Below are 22,821 nucleotides of genomic sequence, written 5' to 3'. Positions count from 1 at the left end.
CAACGATGACGCGAGCTGTCTGGAAGAACGCGGTGTCTGGGCGTTTTTCGCCAGCAAGCTGGCTCCTACAGGGAATCGCGTACGCTTTTGATCTTCACCACTCATCAGGCCGAGCGTTAGCTCGCCTTTCGCTTTTGATCTGGCTTTTGAGGTGCCCGCCCCCTCGAGAGGCCGAGTGGAGGTTCTGCGCAGTGGGCAACCCGGCATGGATGCCGGGTTAGCCGCCCCCGGCCATGGATGGCCGATGGCGGCGGGCCCACGGAGCAGGACCGGAGCGAGGGAATGCCGAGCCATGGCGAGGCACCGAACGAAAGGGGCAAGAGCGCTTGGTTACTTGGCGCTTCTCCAAGTGACTCGCCGTAAGGGCGAAACCAATGGTGGCCGTTACCGCAGGAATGGATATGTACTCCTGGACAAAAATGGTCGCCTGTCAGGCCGCCATCGCCGGCAAGCCGGCTCCTACAAGGGATTTGTGTCACGGCCAAATAATCAAGCGGCCCAGTGTTAAGCCCCACTCAACCCCTTGATCACCAAATCCACATTTCCCTCCAGCTCAGCCACCGGATCCGCCGCATCCACACTCAACACCACCAACCGGCTACCCGCCCCGGTAATCACCGCCTTCACCGCCTCCGAAGGCTGCCGGTGATGCAACACCACCGCCACGCCATTCTCCTTCAAGGTCGCGCCCAACTGCGTCAGCGCTTCAGGCGTCCACTCGGCATCCGGTCGCGCATCGACCCCGATCAACTCCAGGTTGAGCCCCCCGATCAGGTAACCGAAATGATCGCTCAGGCTCATCACACTCAGGTTGTCGGCACTGGCCAGACGCGCTTCGCTGTCGGCGCTGAACTTGAGCAAACGCTGCTTGAGCGCCGCGAGGTTAGCTTCGATGGCCGGCTTGGACTGCGGGGCCAGGCGCACCAGGTCCGCCGCCATCACATCCGCCATACGCCCCATGTTGTTGCTGGAAAACCACGGCTGGCTGTTCAGGCCATCGACCTTGTTGCCCGGTTGCACGGCGATGCCGGGCAGGGCGCCGTCCACCGGGCGCGCGGCGTCAACTTCGACGATACGGATATTGCTGCGCCGGGAAATCGGGTACAGCGGATCATCCGCCCACAACGAACGCAGGCCGATCACCGCGTCGGCGTCGGTCGCCAGTTTGGCCAGCGCCGGGGCGCCACGTCCGGTGAAGTACGCGGTCTGGCGACTGCCGGGCAGGTTCGCCGGCGCCGCCCGTTCAAGAGTGACGTTCGTGCCCTTGAGCAACACTTCGCCCAGCCCGTAAGTGATCGGCAGGGACGCCAGCACGTGCAAGGGTTTCGCAACGTCCGCTGCAAACGAGATGTTGGCCAGCCCGGACAGGGCGACGGCCAGGGTCAGTTGACGCAGAGAAAATGACATTTATCCGAGATTCCCTTTCAGGCTGGGGACCACGCCGCGCGCGATGGCGGCGAGGGCGAAGGCGATACCGGCCACCAGAATGATCGCGGCGCCGGACGGGATAGGCAGGTCGAAAACAATCGGGGCGAGGATCCCGCACAACGTGCTGACCGTGGCAATCAGCACCGAGCACCAGAAAAAGCCCTTCAGCGATTGGCTGAGCAAACGCGCCGCCGCTGCCGGAATCACCAACAGGGCGCCGACCAGAATCGCGCCGATGACTTTTACGGCGGCCACGGTGATCAGCGTCACCAGAATCACGAACAGGTAATCCAGGGTCTTCACCGCCACGCCGCGCACCGCCGCCAGTTGCGGGTTGAAACTGGCCAGCATGATGCGGTTGTACAGCGGCAACGCCAGCGCCATGACCAGCGAACCGACGATGGCCAGCACCAGCAAGTCATTGCCGTTGACCGTCAGCACCGAGCCGAACAGCACGTTTTCCAGGATGTGCACGTTGATCTTGCCCGCCAGAATTAGCAGCAGGCTCGCGCCCAGTGCCAGCGACACCGACAGGAATACGCCGATCAGCGTATCTGGCGCCAGGCCCGTGCGGTTGCGCAGGTAGTTGAGCAAAATCCCGAACAACAGGCAGTAACCGAACAGGCTGCCATAAGGCCCGGTGTAGGGTTCGCCGAGCAGAATGCCGATAGCCACGCCGGTCAATGCCGCGTGGCCCACCGCTTCGGAGAAGAACGCGAAACGCTTGACCACCACCAGCGTGCCCAGCCCGCCCAGCACCGGGCCGATCAGCAAACCGGCGAGCAGGGCGTTGACCACGAACCCATAGGCCAGCGCTTCCGGCAGATAACCCGAAGACGCCCAGCCCTGAACCATCAAGCGAAAGGCTTCGTAACTCATCAGGCAGCGCTCCGTGGATGGGTGGAAAACAAGGTCAGCAGTGTTTCCGGAGTGAGTGCCTGTTGCGGCGTGGCATCGAACAGCACTCGGCGATTGAGCCCGGTGACGCGATCCGCCAGACGCCCGACCGCCTCCAGATCGTGCTCGATCCACAGCACGGTGATTCCGCTCTGGCGCCAGTCACCCAGCAAGCGTTCAAATACCTGAATGCCGGCCTCATCGAGGGCTGACATCGGTTCATCGAGCACCAGCAATTGCGGCGCCGGGATCAGCCCCTGCGCCAGCAACACGCGCTGACGCTCGCCACCGGACAACGCACCCATGCGCCGCTTGCGCTTGTCCTGCATGCCGACCCGTTCCAGCGCTTCGCCAATCGCCGCCGCGTAATGCTTGCTCAAACCGAGGAACGCCGGACGCCGCTGGCACATGGCGGCCATGAAATCGTCGACGGTCATCGGCAAGCCGCGGTCGAACTCCAGGGCTTGCGGAACATAACCGATGGTCCCGGGTTCGCCCGGCCATTGCAGGCTCAGGCGGCCCTGATGCGGCATCTGCCCGAGCAGGGTCTTGATCAACGAACTCTTGCCGCCACCGTTCGGACCGACCAGCGCATGCACACTGCCGGGCTCGACCTGAAAGGTCACCTTGTCGAGGATCGTCGTGCGCCCCAGCGTCAAACCAACCTCCGCAAACTCCAGCGTCGGCCCCGTACCCTGTAGGAGTGAGCCTGCTCGCGATTGCGGTCTGTCATTCAACGATGATGGTGACTGATCCACCGCTTTCGCGAGCAGGCTCGCTCCTACAGGGGATTCTTCGAGTGTTTCTTTGGCTGTCATGCGCCCGACTCCTGAATCGCCCGAACCACAGTGTTGAGGTTGCCGGTCATTTCCTTTTCATACTTGTCGGCGGTGTATTCGCCATAGGAAATGTGCGACAGCGGGTACAGCTTCACCCCGGACTCGCGCTGGATGGTGTCGACGTAGCTGGACGGGAAATCCATCTCCGAGAAGATCACTTTCACGTCCAGTTCGCGCAGTTGATCGATGGTCTTTTTCAGCTGGCTCGGGCTCGGTTCGATGCCGTGGGCCGGCTCGACCACGGCGGTCACTTCCAGGCCGAATTCGCGCAGCAGGTAATCGTAAGCCGCGTGAACCGTGGCCACCCGCAGTTCGGCGTTCGGCGCCTGGGTCAGTTTCGCCAGGGCGTCGGCGCGCATCTGCCGCAGGCGTTTGCCGTAGGCGCGGGCGTTCTGGGTGTAGGTCTTGGCGTTGGCCGGATCGAGCTTGCCGAGCTCCCGGGCGATGTTGTTGACCTGGGCAATCGAGGCGCTGATCGACAGGAAAGTATGCGGGTTGACCACCTTGCCGGCACCGCGCGCGGCAACCCCGGTGGCCGCCAGCAGCGGGACGTTTTCGTTCGCTTCGATCACCGGCACGTTCGGCGTTTCGCTCGCGGCGATCATGCGGTCGGCGAAGTCGTCATGGCCAACGCCGTTGAGCACGATCACGTCCAGCCCGCTGATGCGCTTGATGTCTTCGGCGCGGGGTTCATAGGCATGCGGGTTGAAACCGGCGGGAATCAGCGGCACCACCTCGGCCTTGTCGCCGACGATGTTGGCCACGTAGCTGTAATAAGGGTGCAGGGTGATGCCGATGCGCAGGCGCTTGGCGTCGTCGGCGCTGGCCAGTGGCGTCAGCAGCAAGGCGAGCAGGCCAACGAGCAGCGGGCGCAGGAAAGAACGTTGAGATGAAATAGGCATGGGAAAGCGGTCTTCTCTCGGGTGAAGGCGAGGGTTCAGTGCCGGTGCTGGCGGGTCACGCCGGCATCGAATTGCGCGACGATCTGCTGCCAGCCGGCGCTTTCGAGCGCGGCGTCAGTCAGGTCGGCCGGCGCTTTGAGGTCGGCACCTCGGTTGAGCCAGATGTCCGGGGCGTCATCGTCGGCGGTCAGGCGCATCAGGAACGAACCGGCCACGGCGGGCGCCTGGCTCTGGCCGAAGTAGGCCTTGGCGTCGAGCAATTGCCAGGCATGCGCGCCTCGGCTGACGGAACTGGCGTCCTGGGCGAACGGCGCAAAACCCTCGTCGGCGAGGGCGGCAGGCGTGGGCAGCGTTTGCTGTTCCTGGCGCAGCAGGTGAATCTCGTCCAGCGTCACCCGCAGGTCGGCATAAATGCCTTGTTCGGAGGCGCTGAGATCGCGGCGGGCATCCAGTTGATGGCTGCTGACGTTGCTGGTTTCCTGGGACTCGTGGCGCCAGGCGACCACCGAGCCGGCGACCGCCAGAATCAGCAGGCACAACAGCAGCACATACAGGGTTTCATGACCGGCACCGGCCGGGCGGACGACGTGTGTCGTTGGCGTACTCATGGGGCCTGGATGTCCGCTTGGTCGATCTCGACCACGTGGCCGGGACCGGCGTCGAACAGCACGTAGAACTCGGCGCCGGGTTTCTTGAAGGTCAGTTTGGAATCGGCCCCGAGCTTGCCCGGGACCAGGATGGTTTCGTCGTAGCCGATCACGTCCAGGGTCACGCCCGGTGCGCCGCTGCCGTCAGAAAAACCGCCGGTGCACTGGATCTGTTCCGCGTCGATGGCCTTGCACTCGCACATCGGGTTGTGGGCCAGGGCGCTGGCGCTGAAGCCGGCGCACAGCACCAGCAAAACAGCGTGGAGAGGGCGAAATGCGTTGCTCATGGTTTGCCTCCTTGTTTGCTCAGCCACTCGAGGGTGGCGGGGGATGCCTGGCTCAGGGGGATGGAGGCCTGATGCATCGTGCCGTCCCAGCCTTCCATGGTGATCCACAGCTCGGCATCGGCCTTGGTTTTTTCCGGGATCGGCAACATGGCGCCCATGCGGTACGGCGTACCAAAGAAAATCACCCCGGCGGCGCGCAGGCTGCGCGGTTTGCCGATGCGCAGGTAAGTGGCCTTGACCTGTTCGCGGCAGCTGTCGCACAGCGCGGCGTTGAAGCTTTTCATGTGACCGGCGGCATCGGGCCGCGGTGCTTCATTACGAAACTCGGCCAGGCGCAGGCTCCAGGGGCCGACTTGAACCTCACCGATTTCCCGTTCACCGAGGCCGGTGTCGCCGCGAAACAGTGCGGCATCGGCAAAGTACTTGGGCATGAAACCCAGCGGCACCAGCAACAGCAGCACGTTGATGTGGAAGCGCCATTTGTGCCAGAAGCGGCTCAGGCCGGACCTCGGGTTCTCGGCGGCGAACAGGCTCATTGGCTGACCTCCGTGGTGTCATGGCTGGCGGTCTGGGTGGTGACGCGAGCACGCTTGTTATCGCGCTTCAAGGCGTTGGCGGTGGCCAGTGCGGTGCGCTTGGTCCAGATCAGCAGGCCGCTGAGGACCATCATGCTCAGGAGCAGGCCGAAGAAGAACCAGATCAGCTTGATCCAGATCCCGCCGAAATCACCGGTGTGCAACGGCCGCATGGATTCGGTCACCAGCTCCAGGCCAGAGCGGTCCGAGAGCAGGCGGGTTACGGCGACGTCGCCAGTGTAGGGGTTGATTTCGGCGGTCTGGAACATCAATGGATACCAGCTGCGGCCACCCACCGAGAGGTAGCTGTAGGCATTGGCGGGCAGGCTGATGAAGCTGTCTTCAAGGCCGGGAATGCGGGCCTTGGCTTCGCGGATCGCCGTTTCCAGGCTGATCATCGGTGCCGGCGAACCATCGGCGGTGAGGGGCACGCTTTCACGTGGCACCACCGCCGCGACCGGCGCGGTAGAAATCGTGATCTGGTTATCGAACATGAACGCTTCGATCAGGAACCAGGTGCTGGTGACGGAAATCACCGCGATGAACCAGATCGACCAGATGCCGCTGAGCCGATGAAAGTCGCCCCAGAAAATCCGCGCGCCATGCCGCAGGCGCAGGGTCGGTCGCAAAAAGCCTTTCCAGAACTTCTTGTAGACCACCAGCCCGGTAATCAGCGACGCCAGCAACGGCAGGCTGAGGAACGACACCAGGTACCAGCCCCAGCTGTAACCGTTGGTGAACGGCACCAGCCACCAGCCATGCAGGGCGCGGGTGAAGGCCCTGAAGTTGAATTGCGGAGCGGTGCCCTGGATCACGCCGCTGTACGGGTTGACGTAGACCACCACTGAACGGCCGTCGGGGTAGGTGACTTCCACGTCGAGGGCGAAATGCGTTTCGTCGGGTCGACTGATGCTTTCGACCAGAATCTGCGGTTCGGCCTGCTTGATCGCGGCGATGAGCTGGTCATAGCTCAGCAACGGCGCATCGTCGGAAGGTTGGCTGGCGCGCATCTGCGGGTTGGCCAGCCAGACGATTTCCTGGCTGATCACCGCAAGCGTGCCGGTCACACAGACGATCAGCACAAAAAACCAGATGGGCAACGCCAGCCAGCTGTGGACCAGAAACCAGAGTTTTGAACGGGATTTCTTCGACATGATTAAGGTCTTGTATCGATGAGAGGGCCTCTGCTGCGGGCTTCCCAGCGTGGGGTCCATGAAAAGTGCGGCCGTGGCTTTTGCCTACGCGAACCGCCTGCATCTATATAAGACGAATGAGAATCAGAAATCCCGAACCTCGATATGAAAGTAAATGTTTCCTATTCCTGCGAACACCTATCCCATTGTGGGAGCGAGCCTGCTCGCGATAGCGGTGTATCAATCGACACCCATGTTGAATGGCACACCGCTATCGCGAGCAGGCTCGCTCCCACAGGGGATTTGTATTCATTTCCGGTTGCGGCGTGCGCCTTGATCCAACACGAACCATGTTCCAAGGGATCACTCTCCGGCCATTGATGGGGCCGGGCGTCTGCCTAAGATGGAGCGCAGACGCCTGAAACCCGCGAGCCTGAGCGAATATCCCCATGACTTCAGCAAGAACCCTCTACGACAAACACATCGATTCCCACACGGTGTGTCGTCTCGATGACCAGGGCCACGTCCTGTTGTACATCGATCGTCAGGTCATCAACGAATACACCAGCCCCCAGGCGTTCAGCGGTTTGCGCGAGGCCAAGCGCAGCGTCTGGCGCGCCGGCACTGCGCTGGCGGTGGTCGACCATGTCAACCCGACGGCACCGAATCGCGTGGCGGCCATGCCGGATGCCGGCGGCGCGCGGCAGGTGTCTTACCTGGCGGAAAACTGTCGGGACTTCGGCATCGAATTGCTCGACATCCTCGACAAGCGCCAGGGCATCGAACACGTCATCGCCCCGGAGCAGGGCTTCATCCTGCCGGGCATGGTGATTGCCGCCGGCGACAGCCACACCACCACTTACGGCGCCCTCGGTGCGTTCGGTTTCGGCATCGGCACCTCGGAAATCGAACACCTGCTGGCGTCCCAGACCCTGGTCTACAAACGCCTGAAAACCCTGCGCGTGACGGTCGACGGCGAACTGCCGCCAGGGCTGACGTCCAAGGACGTGATCATGGCGCTGATCGGCCGGATCGGCGCCTCCGGGGCCACTGGCTACGCCATCGAGTTTTGCGGCTCGACCATCGATACCCTGAGTGTCGAAGCGCGCATGACCATCTGCAACATGGCGGTGGAGGCGGGTGCACGCGGGGCATTCATGGCCCCGGACGAGAAAGTCTTCGCCTACCTCAAGGACAAGCCCCGCGCACCGAAAGGTGCGTTGTGGGAGCAGGCGATCGAACAATGGCGCACCTTGCACAGCGATGCGGATGCGCAGTTCGACCGGGAAGTGTTTCTCGACGCCAGTGCCCTGGAGCCGATGGTCACCTGGGGCACCAGCCCCGATCAGGCGTCGTCGATCGGCGCCCGGGTGCCGGACCCGCAAGACATCAGCGACCTGATCCTGCGCCAGGATATGCGCCGGGCCCTCAACTACATGGGCCTGGAAGCGGGGATGCCCCTGAGCGAAATCGTCATCAGCCACGCGTTCATCGGTTCCTGCACCAACGCCCGTATTGAAGACCTGCGCGACGCCGCCAGCGTGGTGCGTGGCAAACGCGTCGCCGAGCATGTGCGGGCGATGATCGTGCCGGGTTCCACCGAGGTGCGTAATCAGGCTGAAGCCGAAGGCCTGGCGGCGATCTTTATCGACGCCGGGTTCGAGTGGCGCCAGTCCGGCTGCTCGATGTGCCTGGCGATGAACGATGACGTACTGGCGCCGGGCGACCGTTGCGCCTCCAGCACCAACCGCAATTTCGAAGGCCGCCAGGGCGCCGGTGCCCGCACGCATTTGATGAGCCCGGCGATGGTCGCCGCCGCTGCGATCACCGGTCGCCTGACCGACATCCGCCACTTTGGAGACCGTCCATGAGCCTGCAACCTTTCACCCACGTCAGCGGCAAGGCTGCGCCGATGCTGGCGGCCAATATCGACACCGACGTGATCATGCCCAAGCAGTTTCTCAAGGGCATCGACCGCGCCGGGCTGGATCGCGGGTTGTTTTTTGATTTGCGGTTTCTGCCGGATGGCCAGCCCAACCCTGAGTTCGTGCTCAATCAGCCGGCGTGGCAGGGCGCGAGTTTCATGGTGGTCGGTCCGAATTTCGGTTGCGGGTCGAGCCGCGAGCATGCGGTCTGGGGCTTGCAGCAGATGGGGATTCGCGCACTGATCGGTAGCAGTTTCGCGGGGATCTTCTATGACAACTGCCAGCGCAACGGCGTGTTGTTGATCACCCTCGATGAGCCTGTGTTGCAGCGACTCGGACAGGTCGTCAGTCAGCCGGAAGGGGCACAGATCAGCGTGAATCTGGAGGCGCAGGAAATCCGTCTCCACAGTGAAATCATCCCGTTCGACATCGACACCTTGCGCAAGACCGCGCTGTTGCTAGGCCTCGACGCCATCGGCACGACCTTGCAGCGTAGCGACGAAATCAAAGCCTTCGAACGCCAACACCTGACCGCCAACCCCTGGCTCAGCTGACACAACCCTCTGTAGGAGCCAGCTTGCTGGCGATGGCGTCCGTCCAGTCAAAACACTCATCGCCGGATAGACCGCTATCGCCAGCAAGCCGGCTCCTACAAGTGTTGCGTTATATGGACAGGTCTTTGAAATGCTCCTGCAAAAACTCCACACACGCCCGCAACTTCCCTGAATACGCCAGCCGCGTCGGGTACACCGCCCAGACGTTGGCGCTCTGGCTGTACTCGGGCAGCACCTGCACCAACCGTCCCTGATCCAGCAACGGTTTCACATCCCACAATGAGCGCAGCACCACGCCGCGCCCATCCAGTGCCCACTGCAAGACAATCTCGCCGTTGTTGGATGACAGTGGCCCGCTGACCCGCACGCTCTCCTGAACTCCATCGCGCTCCAGGTTCCAGATGCCGAACGCGTTGTCGCGCTCCTTGATCACCAGACAATGATGCTGCTCCAGTTCGCTCAATGCCTGAGGCACACCCTCGCGTTGCAGATAACCGGGCGCGGCACACACCACTCGCCGGTTGCTCACCAGGCGCCGGCCGATGTGCTGGCCGGGAATGTCGTCACCGACACGAATCTCCAGATCGAAACCTTCGCTGACGATGTCCACCACCCGGTCGAACAGGTCCAGGCGAATCTCCAGGTCCGGGTAACGCTCGGCCAGCAACGACACGGCCGGCGCCACGTGGTGACGGCCGAAGCCGAAACTGCTGCACAAATGCAGGCGCCCGCGAGGGCTGTCGTGGGCGTCGGAGAGTTCGTCGTGCAGTTGCTGGAAGTCATCGAGAATGCGCAACGCCCAGCGCTGCACGCGTTCGCCGTCTTCGGTCAGGGCGATGCGGCGGCTGGTGCGGTGCAACAGGCGGGTGCCGAGGGTGGTTTCGAGAATCTGGATGCGCTTGCTGACGTAGGCGGGCGACAGGCCCAGTTCATCGGCGGCTGCGGCGAAACCGCTTTTGCGCACCACGGTGAGGAATACACGCAGGTCTTCGGGCAGGGGCACGGTGTCTTTCTTGGTGGTCATGACAGAACGGGCACTGGCGGCATGAGCCGCCAGCATAGCAGTGCGCCGCCGGTGTCAGCGCAGGAAACCGAGGGCTTCGGCGAGCAGCAGTTCAGGGGCTTCTTCGGCGATGTAATGGCCAGCGGGCAGCGCCTTGCCGCGCACGTCGGTGGCCACCTGTTGCCATTCCTTGAGCGGCTCGAAGCAACGGCCGACCGTGCCTTCGGCGCCCCACAACACCAGCAGCGGCAGATTCAAATGACGACCCGCCTCGATGTCGGCCCGGTCATGCTCCAGGTCGATGCTGGCGCTGGCGCGGTAGTCTTCGCAGATGCCCCGCGCCGCGCCCGGCAATTCCAGACAGCGCAGGTATTCGCCAAACGCTTCGTCGGTGAAGGGTTTCAGGCCGGCGCTGCGACTGCCCATCACGCTGCGCAGGTAGGCTTCGGGGTCGGCTTCGATCAGGGTTTCCGGCAGCGGCGCCGGGCGGATCAGGAAGAACCAGTGCCAGTAGGCGCGGGCGAAGGCTTCGTTGGTTTGCGCGTACATCGACAGCGTCGGGGCGATGTCGAGCAGCACCAGGCGTTGCACGGCCTGCGGATGATCCAGCGCCAGGCGATGGGCGACGCGGGCGCCGCGATCGTGGGCCAGCACCGAGAACTGTTCGAAGCCCAGGGAGTGCATCAGCGCCACGGCATCCTTGGCCATCTCGCGTTTGGAATAATTCGTGTGAAGGTCGTTGGCCGGCGGTTTGCCGCTGTCGCCATAACCGCGCAGGTCAGCGGCGATCACGGTGAAGTGCTCGGCCAGTTGTTCGGCGACCTTGTGCCAGATGACGTGGGTTTGCGGGTGACCGTGCAGCAACAGCAGGCCCGGCCCGCTGCCGCCGATGCGGTAGGCAATGTCGACACCGTTGACGTGGCGCTGGTCTTTCAGGAATCCGGCGAACATGGAGGCCTCCTTGTTGTGATTGCCTGCATCCTGAAAGTGTTCGGCGACTACGGCAAGGCGCAAAGCGTGGTGGGCGGGTTCATGAAGTGTGTTCAAGGGGGATTTGTGGTTTTTGGGATGGCCTCATCGCCGGCAAGCCGGTCTCGCTCCCACAGGTCTTGTGAGCGACACAAAACCTGTAGGAGCGAGCCTGCTCGCGATAGGCCCGAATGGGCAGTGCAAAAACTCAGCCCTGCTGAAACATCTCCTTCGCCCGCTGCTCAATCTGTTCCTGGGTCAGATCCTCCTTGCGCGTCGCCAGAAACCACAAATGCCCATAGGGATCCTTCAAGGTCCCCGAGCGATCGCCATAAAACTGATCCTTGACCTCGGACACCACCGTGCCACCGGCCGCAATCGCCTGTTTATAAGACTTGTCCACATCGTTCACATACAGATGCAAGCCCACGGACGGCGAGTTGTCCGGATTGCTCAGCGGCCCTTGATCGCAGGGTGTGCCGAGCATGATCGGGCAATCGCCGATACGCAGTTCGGCGTGGCCGATGCCGCCGTCGGGCATGGACAGGCGCATGACTTCGGTGGCGCCGAAGGCTTTCTTGTAGAACTCGATGGCTTCGGCCGCTTTCTTGATGCCCAGATACGGGGTGATGCTGTGATAACCCTCTGGAATGGGTTTGACGCTCATGATCAGTCTCCCTGTTTTTGTCGTGAGTGAAAGGTGCTCCTTCGCCGATAAATATAGGTCAGCCCCTTTTCGTCAGCCGAGCGCCCGACGAGCAGCAGCGCCACTGTTCAGCCATCAACAGTGAAGCAACAGAATGCCCGGCTTTCTCACTGACTGACCCCTGAAAACGCCTTGAACTCCCCGGAAACACGGGGCGGGGCGGTCAGGCACAGAAGCTGCAATGTCCTCCGGTAAACACTGTTGCCGAGAGACCTGTATGCCTGAATCTGCCGTTTATCCGATCAACCCACCGGCCGCCCATCGGATCGCCGACGGCGCCGAAGCCCTGCGTGTGGCCGAGCGCGTCGCCGCCGTGTTGCTGGAACAGGACGCCGAGCGCGACCGCAGCCGCGAGGTGCCCGCCGAGATCGTCGATCTGTATTCCAACAGTGGCTTGTGGGGCATCAGCGTGCCGAAGGAGTTCGGTGGCGCGCAGGTGTCCTACGCGGTGCTGGCGCAGGTCATCGCGATCATCTCGGCGGCCGATCCGTCCCTGGGGCAGATCCCGCAAAACCACTATTGCCTGCTGGAAGACATCCGTCTGCAAGGCACCCCCGAGCAGCAAGCGCACTTCTTTGGCCTGGCGTTGCAGGGGCATCGCTTCGCCAACGCCCTGTCGGAAACCGGCGGCAAGAACGTGCAGGACATTCAGGCGACGATTCGCCGTTATGGCGACGGGCATGTGATCAATGGGCGCAAGGGTTATTGCACCGGTTCGCTTTATGCCCACTGGCTGGCGGTGCTGGCGCTGGATGAAGAGCAGAAGGGCCAATTGTCGTTCGTCGAACGCGGCACGCCGGGGCTGGTGATCGTCGACGACTGGGACAGCATTGGCCAGCGCACCACCTCCAGCGGCACGGTGCTGGCCGAGGACCTGCACGTCCCGGCGTTCAATGTGTTCCCGACCTATCGCTCCTATGAAAGCCCGACCCTGGCCGGACCGTTCGCGCAACTGACCACCGCCGCCATCGATGCCGGCATCGCCCGCGCAGCGCTGCGGGACACCATCGCGTTCGTCCAGCAATTCGCCCGGCCATGGATCGATGCCGGTGTGGAAAAGGCCAGCGAAGATCCGCTGACCATCATTCAGGTCGGCGCGCTGGAAATCCGCCTGGAAGCCGCCGAAGCCTTGCTGGAACGCGCCGGTTGGGCGCTCGATGCGGCGCGCCCGGCACCCGACGAAAACAATGTGGCCCGAGCGTCGCTCGCGGTGGCCAAGGCCAAAGTGCTGACCACCGAAATTGCCATCGAAGCCAGCAACAAATTGTTCGAACTCGGCGGCACCCGTTCGACCCTGAAGAAGCACAACTTCGACCGTCACTGGCGCAACGCCCGGGTGCACACCTTGCATGATCCGGTGCGCTGGAAATACCACGTGGTCGGCAACTGGCTGCTCAACGGAATCAAGCCACCGCGCCACGACTGGTCCTGATCATGGCCGAATTGTTCAAGAACATTTATTGGGCCGACATCGGCCAGGCCTGCCTCGACACCTTGAGCATGCTCGGTGCCGCCCTCGGTTTCACCGTGCTGCTGGGGTTGCCGCTGGGGGTGGTGCTGTTTCTCACCGGCAAGCGCCAGTTGCACGAAGCCATCGGCGTGTACCGGGTGTTGTCGGTGATCGTGAACATGCTGCGTTCGCTGCCCTTCATCATTTTGCTGATCGTGCTGATTCCGCTGACCACGCTGCTGGTCGGCACTTCGCTGGGCGTCCCGGGGACCATTCCGCCGTTGGTGGTCGGTTGCACGCCGTTCTTCGCGCGGCTGGTGGAAACCGCGTTGCGCGAGGTCGATCGCGGGGTGGTGGAAGCGACCCAGGCCATGGGCGGCACCACCTGGCAGATCATCCGCCACACCTTGTTGCCCGAGGCGCGCGGCGGGTTGCTGGCGGCGGTTACGGTCACCGCGATCGTGCTGGTGGATTACACGGCGATGGCCGGCGTGATCGGCGGCGGCGGACTCGGCGACCTGGCGATCCGCTACGGCTACCAGCGATTCCAGACCGACGTGATGGTGGTCACCGTGGTGCTTTTGCTGATCCTGGTCCAGGCCCTGCAAATGACCGGCGACCGATTGGTGGCGCGCTACAGCCGACGCTGAATATTCGATTCAACCCAAACACCAAGGCCCACGTTCACCCCACGACGGCCACTTAATCTGCCTAGGAGCACAACATGAAAAAGACCCTGGCCATTCTGGCTGCCCTTGTGTCGTTGAGCGTTCACGCCAACGAAAAACTCACCGTCGGTGCCACGCCGGTGCCGCACGCGGAGATCCTCGAATTCGTCAAACCGACCCTGGCCAAGGAAGGCGTGGACCTGGACATCAAGGTCTTCACCGACTTCATCCAGCCCAACCAGCAACTGGCGTTGAAGAACCTCGACGCCAACTACTACCAGTACCGGCCGTTTCTCGATGACTACAACAAGACCCGCCACACCGACCTGGTGCCGGTCGTCGGCGTGCACATCGAACCGTTCGGGGCCTATTCGACCAAGATCAAGAACATTTCCGAGCTGAAGGACGGCGCCACCGTCTCGATCCCCAACGACCCGGTGAACACCGGCCGTGCGCTGGTGCTGTTGCACGAAGCCGGGCTGATCAAGCTCAAGGATCCGAGCAACACCCTGGCCACGCAGCGTGACATCACCGAAAACCCGAAACACCTGAAAATCCGTGAACTGGAAGGTGCCTTGCTGGCGCGTTCGGTGAGCCAGGTGGACCTGGCGTTTGTCTTCGCCAACTACGCTTTGGAAGCCGGGATCGACACCAACAGTGCGTTGATCGTCGAGAAGGGCAAGAGCCTGTACATCGAATTCCTGGTGGCTCGCCCGGACAATATCAACGATCCAGGTTTGCAGAAACTGGCCAAGGCGCTGAACTCCGATGAGGTTCGGCAGTTCATCCTGACCCGCTACAAAGGGCAGATTGCGCCAGGCTTCTGATTTTCGGTGATATTTGAGGACGCCATCGCTGGCAAGCCAGCTCCTACAGGTTTCGCAAGCAACACAAAAACCTGTAGGAGCCGGCTTGCCGGCGATGGCCGCGCCGCCTATTCCGGATCTGCCGATGACTCCAGCAGCTGCGCCCCGGGCCCCTGATCACCCAGCACATCACCAAAATTGCGCAACGGGCACGCTTCCATCGACAAACACCCACAACCAATACAGCCATTGAGCTTGTCCCGCAGCAAGGTCAACTGACTGATCCGCTCATCCAGCTCCCGGCTCCATTGCGCCGACAACACCTTCCAGTCCGCCGCCGTCGGCGCCCGGTTGTCCGGCAGGGTTTTCAACGCCTCGCCAATCTCCGCCAGCGGAATCCCCAGGCGCTGCGCCACTTTGATCAACGCCACCCGTCGCAACACTTCCCGCGGATAACGCCGCTGGTTGCCCTGGTTGCGATTGCTTTTGATCAGCCCTTTGGTTTCATAAAAATGCAACGCCGTGACGGCCACGCCGCTGCGCGCGGCGAGCTGGCCGACGGTGAGCTCTTTATGCAGGTGTTCCGAGGTGATCATTGAAAAAGTCCCTTGACCTCTAGTTAACTGGAGGTTTTACCCTGCACGCCTTCGGATCGCAAGATCCGGCTTACACGTCAGTGGGGACTCTTCATGCAAGCGTCAGAGAAAAATCGCAGCTTCACCCAGTTGATCGAATTCGAGATCGAACCCCATCAGCAACCCGCTCTGGTGTCGGCCTTGTCCCGGCAGACCGAGCGTCTGGCCCAAGGCTACGGCGGGTTTTTGAGTGCGAGCATCCAGGCCAGCGACGATGGCCGGCGGGTGCTCAATTATCTGCAATGGCAAACCCGCGAGGCAGGGGAGGCCGCGTTTCAAAGCTTTGAAAGCGGCGAGCAGGATTTCTGGCAACTGATTCGCACCCATCAGGCGAAAACCGTGACGTTCGGCTCGTTCCAGGTGCTGCACAGCCTGGAACGCAGCCACGACAACGCGTTGCACTGCAACCTGGTGCTTTAGATCGACAACTGCATCAAGCGCTCGCCCTGCAGGTTTTCCGTGGGACGGCGCTTGTTCACCGCCAGTTCGCCAATCTTGATCAGGCGCGTGCGCGTCACGTTGCGGCTCAGGCCCAGCAGCGCGGCGGTGTGCACCTGGTTGTAATGACTGAAACGGTAAGCCGCGCGCAACAGGGCGTCTTCGACTTTTTCGTGCAGCGCGCCGGCCTGTTCCTCGAACAGCTTCTGGAAGGCGCGGTCGAGCAGGGCTTCCGGTGAGTCGTCGAGGTGGCCTTGATGATCGTCCTGACGTTCGATGCGCATGTTCGACAGGCGCAGGTCGTCGCGCTCGATCACGCCGTTTCGGCAGATCAGCAGGGTGTGGTGGATGACGTTTTCCAGCTCGCGGATATTGCCCGGCCAGCTGTAGCTGCGCAGTTTCAGTTCGGCTTCTTTGCTGATGGTGACGGTGCCGTAACCCAGGCGCTGGCTGTAGGCTTCGACGAAGTGTCGGGTCAGCGGCAGGATGTCGCCGGGCCTGTCGCGCAATGGGCTCAGCTCCAGGCTGACCACGTCGAGACGGTAATACAGGTCTTCGCGGAAATGCCCGGCGTTGATGGCTTTTTCCAGCTGCACGTTGGTCGCTGCGAGCACACGCACGTTGATCGGAATGCTTTTGCGCGAGCCCAGTCGCACCACTTCGCGTTCCTGCAACACCCGCAGCAACTTGACCTGAATCGCCATTGGCAGGTCGCCGATTTCATCGAGGAACAAGGTGCCGCCGTCAGCCTCTTCGAACCAGCCGGCCTTGGCGCTCAAGGCACCAGTGAAGGCGCCTTTTTCGTGGCCGAACAATTCGGCTTCGACCAGGGATTCAGAAAACGCACCGCAGTTCACCGCCACGAACGGCCGGTTGCGCCGGGCGCTGAGGTTGTGGATATGCCGTGCCACCAACTCTTTGCCCGTGCCGGTTTCGCCGATGATCAGCACGCTGGCTTCGCTGGGCGCGACTTGCTGGATGTGGGCGAGCAAGGCCTCGGATTTCGGGTCTTCGAATACCTGGGCCGTGGCGCGGATGGACGTGGCCAGCGCGGGCGAGGGCGGTAAGGTCAGCAGTTGCATGGGGCAGGCTCCATGAGAAGGCTATGAATAGAAAGTCGGAATCGGCAGGGACTGGTTCAGCGCCCAATCGCCCAGTTCATGGAGTTTGTAATCCACCGGGTCGTGCAAGGTTTGCGTGCGCAGGTTGCGCCAGTGGCGATCCAGACGCAGTGAAGCGTGAGTCGAGCGCGCGCCGGTCACTTCGAACAACCGGCTACACAGATCGAGGCCGTTGCGGGTCGCGGCGACCTTGGCCGTGGCGATCGCCGTGGCCAGGTGCCCGCGCTCTTCGGCGCTGAGGTTCGGGCCTTTGGCCCAGGCCTTGTCGAGCAGGTCGGCGGCGCGTTCCACCAGCAAGCGAACACCTTCGAGCGCCACCCAGAAGTCGCCGTAATGGCTGAGCACATACGGGTCCTGGCGCACATCCTGAGTGCTGGACTTATGCCACGGCCGGGTTTCGGTGAGGGTGTATTGCCGCGCTTCCTCGAACGCACCTTCGGCGATGCCGAGGAACATGTGCGTGAACGTCAGCTGTGCGATCAAGGGACGCAGGCAGGCGAACGGTGTGCTCAGCGGGCCCGGATCGAGCAGCAGTTCCGATTCTTCGACCCGCACCCGCTCGAACGTGGCGCTGCCGCTGTCGGTCTGGCGCTGGCCCATGTTGTTCCAGTCGTTGTGCAGGGTGATGCCGCTGCGGCCGCTGGGGATCGCCGCGATCAACAGCTTGCCGCCGGCACTCTCGTCCACCGCCGAGGCGATCAGCATTTCCGAATCGCTGGCGCCGGAGCAGAAACTTTTCTTGCCGGAAAATTCGCGCCAGCCGCCGAGGTTCTTCACCACGGTGCGGGTGTCCAGCGGGTTGAGGGCGTTGCCCCAGAACCAGTTCTTGCGCGCAGTCTGTTCGAACCATGGCTGCCATTGTTCGGGCCGCGAGAACAGGCGCACGGTGGCGAGCATCAGGTGATGAAAACCGAAGACGTGGGCGATCGAACTGTCGACCTTGGCGAATTCGCGCACGACGGTCAGGGTTTCACTCCAGCTGGCGCCGAGGCCGCCGTACTGGGTGGGAATGCTTAATGCCAACAGACCGCTTTGGCGCAGGGCGTCACGTTCGGCTTTCGGCGTACCGCCACGCTCGTCGCGCTCGACGGCGGTCAGGGCAAACTCGGCAGCCAGCTGACGGGCGGTTTGCAGCGGGGAAATCAGGGTGCTTTGCGGCTTGGCAGTCACGCGGGGGTTCCTCAGTGAAATCAGCGCAGATCCCCTGTGGGAGCGAGCCTGCTCGCGATAGCGGTGGGTCATTCACTTTGATGGTGGCTGATGCACCGCTATCGCGAGCAGGCTCGCTCCTACAGAGGTATCCGGGTCAGGCCGTGGCTTTGGCGGGCAGTACATCGTTGGCGATCATTTCGCCAAACGGCCCGGTGAGGTTGGTGACACCACGCCCGGCCAGGCTCGCGTACGGTTCAGGCAGCAGCGGGAACACCAGCTCGGCAAATCGATACGCCTCTTCGAGGTGTGGATAACCGGAGAAGATGAAGCTCTCGATTCCCAGGTCCGCGTACTCCTTGATGCGCGCCGCCACTTGCTGCGGATCGCCCACCAGCGCCGTCCCGGCACCGCCGCGCACCAGGCCTACGCCGGCCCACAGGTTCGGAGCGATTTCCAGGTTGTCGCGACGACCGTCGTGCAGTGCCGCCATGCGCCGCTGACCTTCGGAATCGAAACGCGAGAATGATTTCTGCGCCGCAGCGATGGTCTCGTCGCTGATGTGCTCGATCAGTTTGTCCGCGGCTTTCCAGGCTTCCTCGGCGGTCTCGCGAACGATCACGTGCAGGCGAATTCCGAACTTCACTGTGCGTCCGTTGCGTGCCGCGCGCTCGCGTACATCGGCGAGTTTCTCCGCCACGGCGGCCGGTGGTTCGCCCCAGGTCAGGTAGACATCCACCTGCTCGGCAGCCAGGTCATGGGCCGCCTCGGACGAACCGCCGAAATACAGCGGCGGATAAGGTTTCTGCACAGGCGGGTACAGCGCCTTGGCGTTTTGTACCTGCAGGTGTTTGCCTTCGAAATCCACCGCTTCGCCTTGCAGCACGCGGCGCCAGATCTGCAGGAATTCGTCGGTGACTTCGTAGCGTTCGCTGTGATCGAGGAAGATCCCGTCGCCGCGGTTTTCGTCCGGGTCGCCGCCGGTGACCACGTTGATCAGCAAGCGGCCGTTGGACAACCGATCCAGGGTCGCGGCCATACGGGCGGAGACGGTCGGCGAAATGATCCCCGGCCGGATCGCCACCAGGTAACGCAGGCGCTCGGTCAACGGCACCAGCGCCGAAGCGATGACCCACGAATCCTCGCAGGAACGCCCGGTGGGAATCAGCACGCCGTGATAGCCGAGGCTGTCGGCGGCCTGGGCCACTTGTTTCAGGTAGTTGAGGGTCACCGGGCGTGCGCCCTGGGTGGTGCCCAGGTAATGGCCATCGCCGTGGGTCGGCAGAAACCAGAAAACATCCATGAAAAGATCCTTAAGCGATTTTCAGCAGATTTTTGGGGTGCACGCCGAACAACGGCGCGGCGCGTTCTGCAGCAAGACGAATGCGGGCCTTCAAGGGCTCACTGGTTATTTGGTAATTGGCGAAATCGGCTTCGGTGGCGTAGACGCCGATCGGGAGGGTCAGGGCCTGGAAGAAACTGAACAGCGGGCGCAGCTGGTGATCGAGTACCAGCGCATGCCGTTCGCTGCCACCGGTGGCGGCGAGCAGCACCGGCGTATTGATCAGGGCGTTGAGGTCTATCAGGTCGAACAGGTGCTTGAGCAGGCCCGGATAAGAGCCGCGATAAACCGGCGCGGCGACGATCAGCAGGTCGGCATTCTCGATGGCTTGCAGCTCGGCTTCGACATCGGCGCTCAGTTCCTGGCGGGACAGGGCCGCGCCCAATGGCCGGGCGATGTCGCCCAGTTCGATCAGCTTGCTCTCGATCGGCAGTTGGCCGGCCAGTTCGGCCAGCAGCGCCTGGGTCAGCACCAGGGTGCGGGACGGACGCCAGGTTCCGCCGGAGAGGGCAACGACTTTCAATGGACGCGACATGATCAGTTCCTTTTTAAACAGTTGCTCAGCGAGCAGTGAGTAGTCACAGGGCTTGAGCAAGAGCTGTACCAATCCTTCGAGCCCAGTTTTTCCGGGGCTTGCAGCGGGTAAGTACCTTCGCGCTGTTTGATTTGCAGCACTGTTTGTTGAATGACTGTTGCCTGGCGAACAGTTGCGTGGGCAACAGTTGTGTAAGGCGATGAGGTTGTTATAAAGGCTCTTTGTTATTCCTCAAAAGATCATTGCAGGATATTTATAGATCATTAAGAAATATGCGAGCTCGTGTAGGAGCCGGCTTGCTGGCGATCAAGCGCGCCGCGGTGAATCAGATTCACCGCCATCGCCAGCAAGCTGGCTCCTACAAGTTTCGTGATGCCTTCTGCCTCAATACCCACTATCGAGAGCGTTGATTTCTGCCGATCAAAGGGCGCGAGTAGCCTGTGTTCATTGCCCCGAACCCAGTTGCCAGGACACTCGATCATGAAAACCCTGCTCACCACTTTCATGCTGCTCGCCGTCTCCGTTCTCGCCGGATGTGCCAGCCACGTCTCCCCGGAATTGCGCCCCTACACCGCCGAGGAAACCCGGCAACTGGCGCTGGAATCGCTGAACCGTCGCGGTTTGTCGTTCGACGAATACCATGCGCAAAAAGCCGCACTGCTCGGTCAGCCACAGAAATCCTTCAGCTTCGACAAACAAGGCGAAATGAACGCCGAGCGCACCGTTCAACTGCACGGTCGCCCAAGCTGAGCGACTGTACCGCTCGAAGTTTCACCCAACTGTCCATGGGTTTCGCGGCAGGTGTGCGATAGGGTCGGTACCTGACTGACCCTGATGGACTGCCACCGATGACGCTCTCTCTCGATCTGCTGCTGGGCTTCGCCCTGTTTGCCCTCGTCACCTCGATCACCCCCGGCCCGAACAACACCATGTTGCTGGCATCGGGCGTGAACTTCGGCTTTAACCGCACCATCCCCCATATGCTCGGCATTACCTGCGGCTTCTTTGTGCTGGTGGTGGCGGTGGGTTTTGGTCTGGGCGCCGTGTTTCAAACCTATCCGTTGCTCTACACCGTGCTGCGTTACGTCGGCGCGGCGTATTTGCTGTACCTGGCGTGGAAAATCGCCCATTCCGGGCCGGTGTCCGAGGGTGAGCAGGGGGAGAGCAAACCGATCAGCTACCTCGGCGCAGCCGCGTTCCAGTGGGTCAATCCCAAGGCCTGGATCATGGCCATCGGTGCCATCAGCACTTACACGCCGATGCAGGGCTACTTCACCAATGTGATCGTGATTGCGGCGGTCTTCGCCCTGATCAACCTGCCGAGCGTCGGCGTCTGGGCAGCGTGCGGTACGCTGTTGCGCAACGTGCTGAAGGATCGCCGTTGGTTGCGTCTGTTCAACTGGGGCATGGCCGCACTGCTGGTGGTTTCGCTGTATCCGTTGTTGCTGGAAAGCTTTAGCTGACGCATTGCTTCAACCGGTTGCCCGATGCCTGTTAAGCTCGACTTCAGGAGCGTTCCTACGCACTTTTAAATGAAGTCGTACTTCTTTAACGCATCCGATCAGGTATTGCGGGTTAACTGGGTTCCCGCACCTGATCCCGGAACAAGCTCTGCGAGTCTTTTTATGAATAAACGTCCGTTGTATTTCGACTACGCCGCCACCACGCCGGTGGACGAGCGGGTCATTCAGGTCATGGTCGAGTGTCTGGGCTTTACCGGCAATTTCGGCAACCCTGCGTCCAGCTCCCATGCGTTCGGCCAGCAGGCCCGGCAAACGGTCGAGCAGGCACGGCGGCAGGTAGCGGAACTGGTGGGCGCCCAGGCGGAGCAGATCGTCTGGACCTCCGGTGCCACCGAATCCAACAACCTTGCCCTCAAGGGCGTGGCCCAGGCTCGCGGCATTTCCGGCGGCCACATCATCACCAGCCAGATCGAACACAAGGCCATTCTCGATACCGCGCGGCAATTGCAGGACGCCGGTGTGGCGGTAACCTACCTGGTGCCGGATGCCGAAGGGCTGATCACCGCGCAGGCTGTCAGCGAAGCAATGCGCGAGGACACCTTCCTGGTGTCGCTGATGCTGGTCAACAATGAGCTGGGCACGGTCAATGACATCGCCGCTATCGGCGAAGTGGTGCGTGCCCGAGACGGCTTGTTCCATGTCGACGCCGCCCAGGGCGCGGGTAAAGTGGCGATCGACCTGGCGCGTTTGCCGGTGGATCTGATGTCGTTTTCAGCGCACAAGATCTACGGCCCCAAGGGCATCGGTGCGTTGTATGTCGGGCCTCGCGCGCAGCAGCGTTTGCAGGCGCAGATTCATGGCGGCGGCCACGAAGGCGGTTTGCGTTCCGGCACCCTGGCGACTCACCAGATTGCCGCGATGGGCGAAGCCTTCGCGCTGGCGGCGCAATTGTTCGATGAGGAGAAAGCCACGATCGCGCGTCTGCGTGAACGTCTGCTCGAACCGTTGTTGAGCATTCCTGGCGTTCGCCTGAACGGCAGTGCGACCCAGCGCATTCCCCATACCCTGAGCCTGACCTTCAATGAAGGCGAGTTCAATTCCGCGGCGTTGAGTGCCTCGATCGCGTTTTCCGCGACGTCGGCCTGCAATTCCGCGAGCAATACACCATCCCACGTGCTGCTGGCCCTGGGGCATGACGCCCGTTCGGCCAGTCGCACCATTCGCTTGAGCCTGGGACGTTTCACCACCGACCAGGATATCGACCAGGCGGCACAACTGATCAAAGCGGCCTGCGCCAGTGCCCCGGCATTCTGGCAGTAAGGCCTCAAGTGCCGACGTTGATCGGCACT

Annotated in this window: 25 protein-coding genes; 9 read left to right on the top strand and 16 right to left on the bottom strand. The window is 62.2% G+C overall.

The window, feature by feature from the left end; translation table 11 throughout:
- Nucleotides 1-504: 504 nt before the first annotated feature.
- From ACF6ZU_RS03945 to ACF6ZU_RS03910, 8 genes are read right to left on the bottom strand one after another with little or no spacing between them, the layout of a single operon-like run.
- A complete protein-coding gene (locus tag ACF6ZU_RS03945) occupies nucleotides 505-1,407 on the bottom strand; it encodes a metal ABC transporter substrate-binding protein (protein WP_392890617.1) in 903 nt (300 codons plus the stop codon).
- Nucleotides 1,408-2,307, bottom strand: a complete 900-nt coding sequence (locus ACF6ZU_RS03940; RefSeq protein ID WP_003226663.1) for a metal ABC transporter permease — start codon at nucleotides 2,305-2,307, stop codon at nucleotides 1,408-1,410.
- Nucleotides 2,307-3,143, bottom strand: a complete 837-nt coding sequence (locus ACF6ZU_RS03935; protein ID WP_392890616.1) for a metal ABC transporter ATP-binding protein — start codon at nucleotides 3,141-3,143, stop codon at nucleotides 2,307-2,309. The genes ACF6ZU_RS03940 and ACF6ZU_RS03935 overlap by 1 nt, the downstream gene beginning before the upstream one ends.
- Nucleotides 3,140-4,066 (bottom strand): metal ABC transporter substrate-binding protein, encoded by a 927-nt coding sequence (locus tag ACF6ZU_RS03930; RefSeq protein ID WP_392890615.1) that lies wholly within the window; start codon nucleotides 4,064-4,066, stop codon nucleotides 3,140-3,142. Before ACF6ZU_RS03930 ends, ACF6ZU_RS03935 begins: the two co-directional genes overlap by 4 nt.
- Before the next feature lie 35 nt (nucleotides 4,067-4,101).
- Nucleotides 4,102-4,674: a DUF6162 family protein gene (locus ACF6ZU_RS03925; RefSeq protein ID WP_392890614.1), complete on the bottom strand. Its 573-nt coding sequence runs from the start codon at nucleotides 4,672-4,674 to the stop codon at nucleotides 4,102-4,104.
- Nucleotides 4,671-5,000, bottom strand: a complete 330-nt coding sequence (locus ACF6ZU_RS03920) for a hypothetical protein (protein ID WP_392890613.1) — start codon at nucleotides 4,998-5,000, stop codon at nucleotides 4,671-4,673. Before ACF6ZU_RS03920 ends, ACF6ZU_RS03925 begins: the two co-directional genes overlap by 4 nt.
- Nucleotides 4,997-5,536 carry a thiamine pyrophosphate-binding protein gene (locus ACF6ZU_RS03915; RefSeq protein ID WP_392890612.1) on the bottom strand — a complete coding sequence of 180 codons (540 nt, stop codon included), beginning with the start codon at nucleotides 5,534-5,536 and terminating at the stop codon, nucleotides 4,997-4,999. Before ACF6ZU_RS03915 ends, ACF6ZU_RS03920 begins: the two co-directional genes overlap by 4 nt.
- Nucleotides 5,533-6,729, bottom strand: a complete 1,197-nt coding sequence (locus ACF6ZU_RS03910; RefSeq protein ID WP_392890611.1) for a PepSY-associated TM helix domain-containing protein — start codon at nucleotides 6,727-6,729, stop codon at nucleotides 5,533-5,535. The genes ACF6ZU_RS03915 and ACF6ZU_RS03910 overlap by 4 nt, the downstream gene beginning before the upstream one ends.
- A 428-nt stretch (nucleotides 6,730-7,157) precedes the next feature.
- Here ACF6ZU_RS03910 and leuC point away from each other — a divergent pair, with 428 nt between their 5' ends.
- Nucleotides 7,158-8,579: a 3-isopropylmalate dehydratase large subunit gene (gene leuC, locus ACF6ZU_RS03905; RefSeq protein WP_392890610.1), complete on the top strand. Its 1,422-nt coding sequence runs from the start codon at nucleotides 7,158-7,160 to the stop codon at nucleotides 8,577-8,579.
- On the top strand, nucleotides 8,576-9,187 hold the full coding sequence (leuD, locus tag ACF6ZU_RS03900; RefSeq protein ID WP_392890609.1) for a 3-isopropylmalate dehydratase small subunit: 612 nt from the start codon (nucleotides 8,576-8,578) through the stop codon (nucleotides 9,185-9,187). The genes leuC and leuD overlap by 4 nt, the downstream gene beginning before the upstream one ends.
- A gap of 109 nt (nucleotides 9,188-9,296) precedes the next feature.
- Here leuD and ACF6ZU_RS03895 read toward each other — a convergent pair whose 3' ends face one another.
- From ACF6ZU_RS03895 to ACF6ZU_RS03885, 3 genes are all read right to left on the bottom strand, one after another.
- On the bottom strand, nucleotides 9,297-10,247 hold the full coding sequence (locus tag ACF6ZU_RS03895; protein ID WP_392890608.1) for a LysR substrate-binding domain-containing protein: 951 nt from the start codon (nucleotides 10,245-10,247) through the stop codon (nucleotides 9,297-9,299).
- A gap of 18 nt (nucleotides 10,248-10,265) precedes the next feature.
- Nucleotides 10,266-11,141 (bottom strand): alpha/beta fold hydrolase, encoded by an 876-nt coding sequence (locus ACF6ZU_RS03890; protein ID WP_392890607.1) that lies wholly within the window; start codon nucleotides 11,139-11,141, stop codon nucleotides 10,266-10,268.
- 226 nt (nucleotides 11,142-11,367) lie between these two features.
- Nucleotides 11,368-11,826, bottom strand: coding sequence for a VOC family protein (locus ACF6ZU_RS03885; protein WP_392890606.1), 459 nt, complete (start codon nucleotides 11,824-11,826; stop codon nucleotides 11,368-11,370).
- 256 nt (nucleotides 11,827-12,082) lie between these two features.
- On the opposite strand from ACF6ZU_RS03885, the gene ACF6ZU_RS03880 reads away from it, so the two are divergent.
- From ACF6ZU_RS03880 to ACF6ZU_RS03870, 3 genes are all read left to right on the top strand, one after another.
- Entirely contained in the window at nucleotides 12,083-13,297 is a 1,215-nt protein-coding gene (locus ACF6ZU_RS03880) for an SfnB family sulfur acquisition oxidoreductase (protein WP_392890605.1), read from the top strand.
- Between the two features lie 2 nt (nucleotides 13,298-13,299).
- Nucleotides 13,300-13,965, top strand: coding sequence for a methionine ABC transporter permease (locus ACF6ZU_RS03875; protein ID WP_150632175.1), 666 nt, complete (start codon nucleotides 13,300-13,302; stop codon nucleotides 13,963-13,965).
- A 74-nt stretch (nucleotides 13,966-14,039) separates the two neighbouring features.
- Nucleotides 14,040-14,810 carry a MetQ/NlpA family ABC transporter substrate-binding protein gene (locus ACF6ZU_RS03870; RefSeq protein WP_392890604.1) on the top strand — a complete coding sequence of 257 codons (771 nt, stop codon included), beginning with the start codon at nucleotides 14,040-14,042 and terminating at the stop codon, nucleotides 14,808-14,810.
- A 107-nt stretch (nucleotides 14,811-14,917) separates the two neighbouring features.
- Here the strand turns inward: ACF6ZU_RS03870 and soxR are convergent, their stop codons facing one another.
- Entirely contained in the window at nucleotides 14,918-15,385 is a 468-nt protein-coding gene (gene soxR / locus ACF6ZU_RS03865) for a redox-sensitive transcriptional activator SoxR (RefSeq protein WP_392890603.1), read from the bottom strand.
- Between the two features lie 93 nt (nucleotides 15,386-15,478).
- Between soxR and ACF6ZU_RS03860 the strand changes: the two genes are divergently transcribed.
- Nucleotides 15,479-15,844 carry an antibiotic biosynthesis monooxygenase gene (locus ACF6ZU_RS03860; protein WP_392890602.1) on the top strand — a complete coding sequence of 122 codons (366 nt, stop codon included), beginning with the start codon at nucleotides 15,479-15,481 and terminating at the stop codon, nucleotides 15,842-15,844.
- On the opposite strand, the gene ACF6ZU_RS03855 is transcribed toward ACF6ZU_RS03860, so the two are convergent.
- The 4 genes from ACF6ZU_RS03855 to msuE form a co-directional block, all read right to left on the bottom strand.
- Nucleotides 15,841-16,944, bottom strand: a complete 1,104-nt coding sequence (locus ACF6ZU_RS03855; protein WP_392890601.1) for a sigma-54 interaction domain-containing protein — start codon at nucleotides 16,942-16,944, stop codon at nucleotides 15,841-15,843. The two genes, ACF6ZU_RS03860 and ACF6ZU_RS03855, sit on opposite strands and share 4 nt — an antisense overlap.
- Nucleotides 16,945-16,965: 21 nt before the next feature.
- Nucleotides 16,966-18,153 carry an acyl-CoA dehydrogenase family protein gene (locus ACF6ZU_RS03850; protein WP_392890600.1) on the bottom strand — a complete coding sequence of 396 codons (1,188 nt, stop codon included), beginning with the start codon at nucleotides 18,151-18,153 and terminating at the stop codon, nucleotides 16,966-16,968.
- 136 nt (nucleotides 18,154-18,289) lie between these two features.
- A complete protein-coding gene (ssuD, locus tag ACF6ZU_RS03845) occupies nucleotides 18,290-19,435 on the bottom strand; it encodes an FMNH2-dependent alkanesulfonate monooxygenase (protein WP_392890599.1) in 1,146 nt (381 codons plus the stop codon).
- Nucleotides 19,436-19,445: 10 nt separating this feature from the next.
- Entirely contained in the window at nucleotides 19,446-20,009 is a 564-nt protein-coding gene (msuE, locus tag ACF6ZU_RS03840; protein ID WP_392890598.1) for an FMN reductase, read from the bottom strand.
- 480 nt (nucleotides 20,010-20,489) lie between these two features.
- Between msuE and ACF6ZU_RS03835 the strand changes: the two genes are divergently transcribed.
- From ACF6ZU_RS03835 to ACF6ZU_RS03825, 3 genes are all read left to right on the top strand, one after another.
- Complete coding sequence (locus tag ACF6ZU_RS03835) at nucleotides 20,490-20,759, top strand: hypothetical protein (protein WP_392890597.1); 270 nt, start codon at nucleotides 20,490-20,492, stop codon at nucleotides 20,757-20,759.
- 98 nt (nucleotides 20,760-20,857) lie between these two features.
- A complete protein-coding gene (locus tag ACF6ZU_RS03830; protein ID WP_392890596.1) occupies nucleotides 20,858-21,472 on the top strand; it encodes a LysE family translocator in 615 nt (204 codons plus the stop codon).
- A 162-nt stretch (nucleotides 21,473-21,634) separates the two neighbouring features.
- The gene (locus ACF6ZU_RS03825; RefSeq protein WP_392890595.1) at nucleotides 21,635-22,792 is read left to right on the top strand and encodes an aminotransferase class V-fold PLP-dependent enzyme; all 1,158 of its coding nucleotides are present in this window, start codon (nucleotides 21,635-21,637) and stop codon (nucleotides 22,790-22,792) included.
- Nucleotides 22,793-22,821 lie beyond the last annotated feature (29 nt).

The sequence above is a fragment of the Pseudomonas migulae genome (assembly GCF_043225285.1).
GTDB classification, from domain to species: domain Bacteria; phylum Pseudomonadota; class Gammaproteobacteria; order Pseudomonadales; family Pseudomonadaceae; genus Aquipseudomonas; species Aquipseudomonas migulae_C.
This window is presented reverse-complemented; position numbering and strand designations above follow the sequence as displayed.

Excerpts from the sequence above, each read along its gene's own strand:
- ACF6ZU_RS03825 (WP_392890595.1), top strand. The coding sequence starts at position 21,635 with ATGAATAAACGTCCGTTGTATTTCGACTACGCCGCCACCACGCCGGTG.
- ssuD (WP_392890599.1), bottom strand. The coding sequence starts at position 19,435 with ATGGATGTTTTCTGGTTTCTGCCGACCCACGGCGATGGCCATTACCTG.
- ACF6ZU_RS03935 (WP_392890616.1), bottom strand. The coding sequence starts at position 3,143 with ATGACAGCCAAAGAAACACTCGAAGAATCCCCTGTAGGAGCGAGCCTG.
- ACF6ZU_RS03875 (WP_150632175.1), top strand. The coding sequence starts at position 13,300 with ATGGCCGAATTGTTCAAGAACATTTATTGGGCCGACATCGGCCAGGCC.
- ACF6ZU_RS03930 (WP_392890615.1), bottom strand. The coding sequence starts at position 4,066 with ATGCCTATTTCATCTCAACGTTCTTTCCTGCGCCCGCTGCTCGTTGGC.
- ACF6ZU_RS03835 (WP_392890597.1), top strand. The coding sequence starts at position 20,490 with ATGAAAACCCTGCTCACCACTTTCATGCTGCTCGCCGTCTCCGTTCTC.
- ACF6ZU_RS03945 (WP_392890617.1), bottom strand. The coding sequence starts at position 1,407 with ATGTCATTTTCTCTGCGTCAACTGACCCTGGCCGTCGCCCTGTCCGGG.
- leuC (WP_392890610.1), top strand. The coding sequence starts at position 7,158 with ATGACTTCAGCAAGAACCCTCTACGACAAACACATCGATTCCCACACG.
- ACF6ZU_RS03830 (WP_392890596.1), top strand. The coding sequence starts at position 20,858 with ATGACGCTCTCTCTCGATCTGCTGCTGGGCTTCGCCCTGTTTGCCCTC.
- ACF6ZU_RS03885 (WP_392890606.1), bottom strand. The coding sequence starts at position 11,826 with ATGAGCGTCAAACCCATTCCAGAGGGTTATCACAGCATCACCCCGTAT.
- msuE (WP_392890598.1), bottom strand. The coding sequence starts at position 20,009 with ATGTCGCGTCCATTGAAAGTCGTTGCCCTCTCCGGCGGAACCTGGCGT.
- ACF6ZU_RS03870 (WP_392890604.1), top strand. The coding sequence starts at position 14,040 with ATGAAAAAGACCCTGGCCATTCTGGCTGCCCTTGTGTCGTTGAGCGTT.
- ACF6ZU_RS03855 (WP_392890601.1), bottom strand. The coding sequence starts at position 16,944 with ATGCAACTGCTGACCTTACCGCCCTCGCCCGCGCTGGCCACGTCCATC.
- ACF6ZU_RS03895 (WP_392890608.1), bottom strand. The coding sequence starts at position 10,247 with ATGCTGGCGGCTCATGCCGCCAGTGCCCGTTCTGTCATGACCACCAAG.
- ACF6ZU_RS03920 (WP_392890613.1), bottom strand. The coding sequence starts at position 5,000 with ATGAGCAACGCATTTCGCCCTCTCCACGCTGTTTTGCTGGTGCTGTGC.
- ACF6ZU_RS03910 (WP_392890611.1), bottom strand. The coding sequence starts at position 6,729 with ATGTCGAAGAAATCCCGTTCAAAACTCTGGTTTCTGGTCCACAGCTGG.
- ACF6ZU_RS03925 (WP_392890614.1), bottom strand. The coding sequence starts at position 4,674 with ATGAGTACGCCAACGACACACGTCGTCCGCCCGGCCGGTGCCGGTCAT.
- leuD (WP_392890609.1), top strand. The coding sequence starts at position 8,576 with ATGAGCCTGCAACCTTTCACCCACGTCAGCGGCAAGGCTGCGCCGATG.
- ACF6ZU_RS03880 (WP_392890605.1), top strand. The coding sequence starts at position 12,083 with ATGCCTGAATCTGCCGTTTATCCGATCAACCCACCGGCCGCCCATCGG.
- ACF6ZU_RS03890 (WP_392890607.1), bottom strand. The coding sequence starts at position 11,141 with ATGTTCGCCGGATTCCTGAAAGACCAGCGCCACGTCAACGGTGTCGAC.
- ACF6ZU_RS03940 (WP_003226663.1), bottom strand. The coding sequence starts at position 2,307 with ATGAGTTACGAAGCCTTTCGCTTGATGGTTCAGGGCTGGGCGTCTTCG.
- ACF6ZU_RS03860 (WP_392890602.1), top strand. The coding sequence starts at position 15,479 with ATGCAAGCGTCAGAGAAAAATCGCAGCTTCACCCAGTTGATCGAATTC.
- ACF6ZU_RS03915 (WP_392890612.1), bottom strand. The coding sequence starts at position 5,536 with ATGAGCCTGTTCGCCGCCGAGAACCCGAGGTCCGGCCTGAGCCGCTTC.
- soxR (WP_392890603.1), bottom strand. The coding sequence starts at position 15,385 with ATGATCACCTCGGAACACCTGCATAAAGAGCTCACCGTCGGCCAGCTC.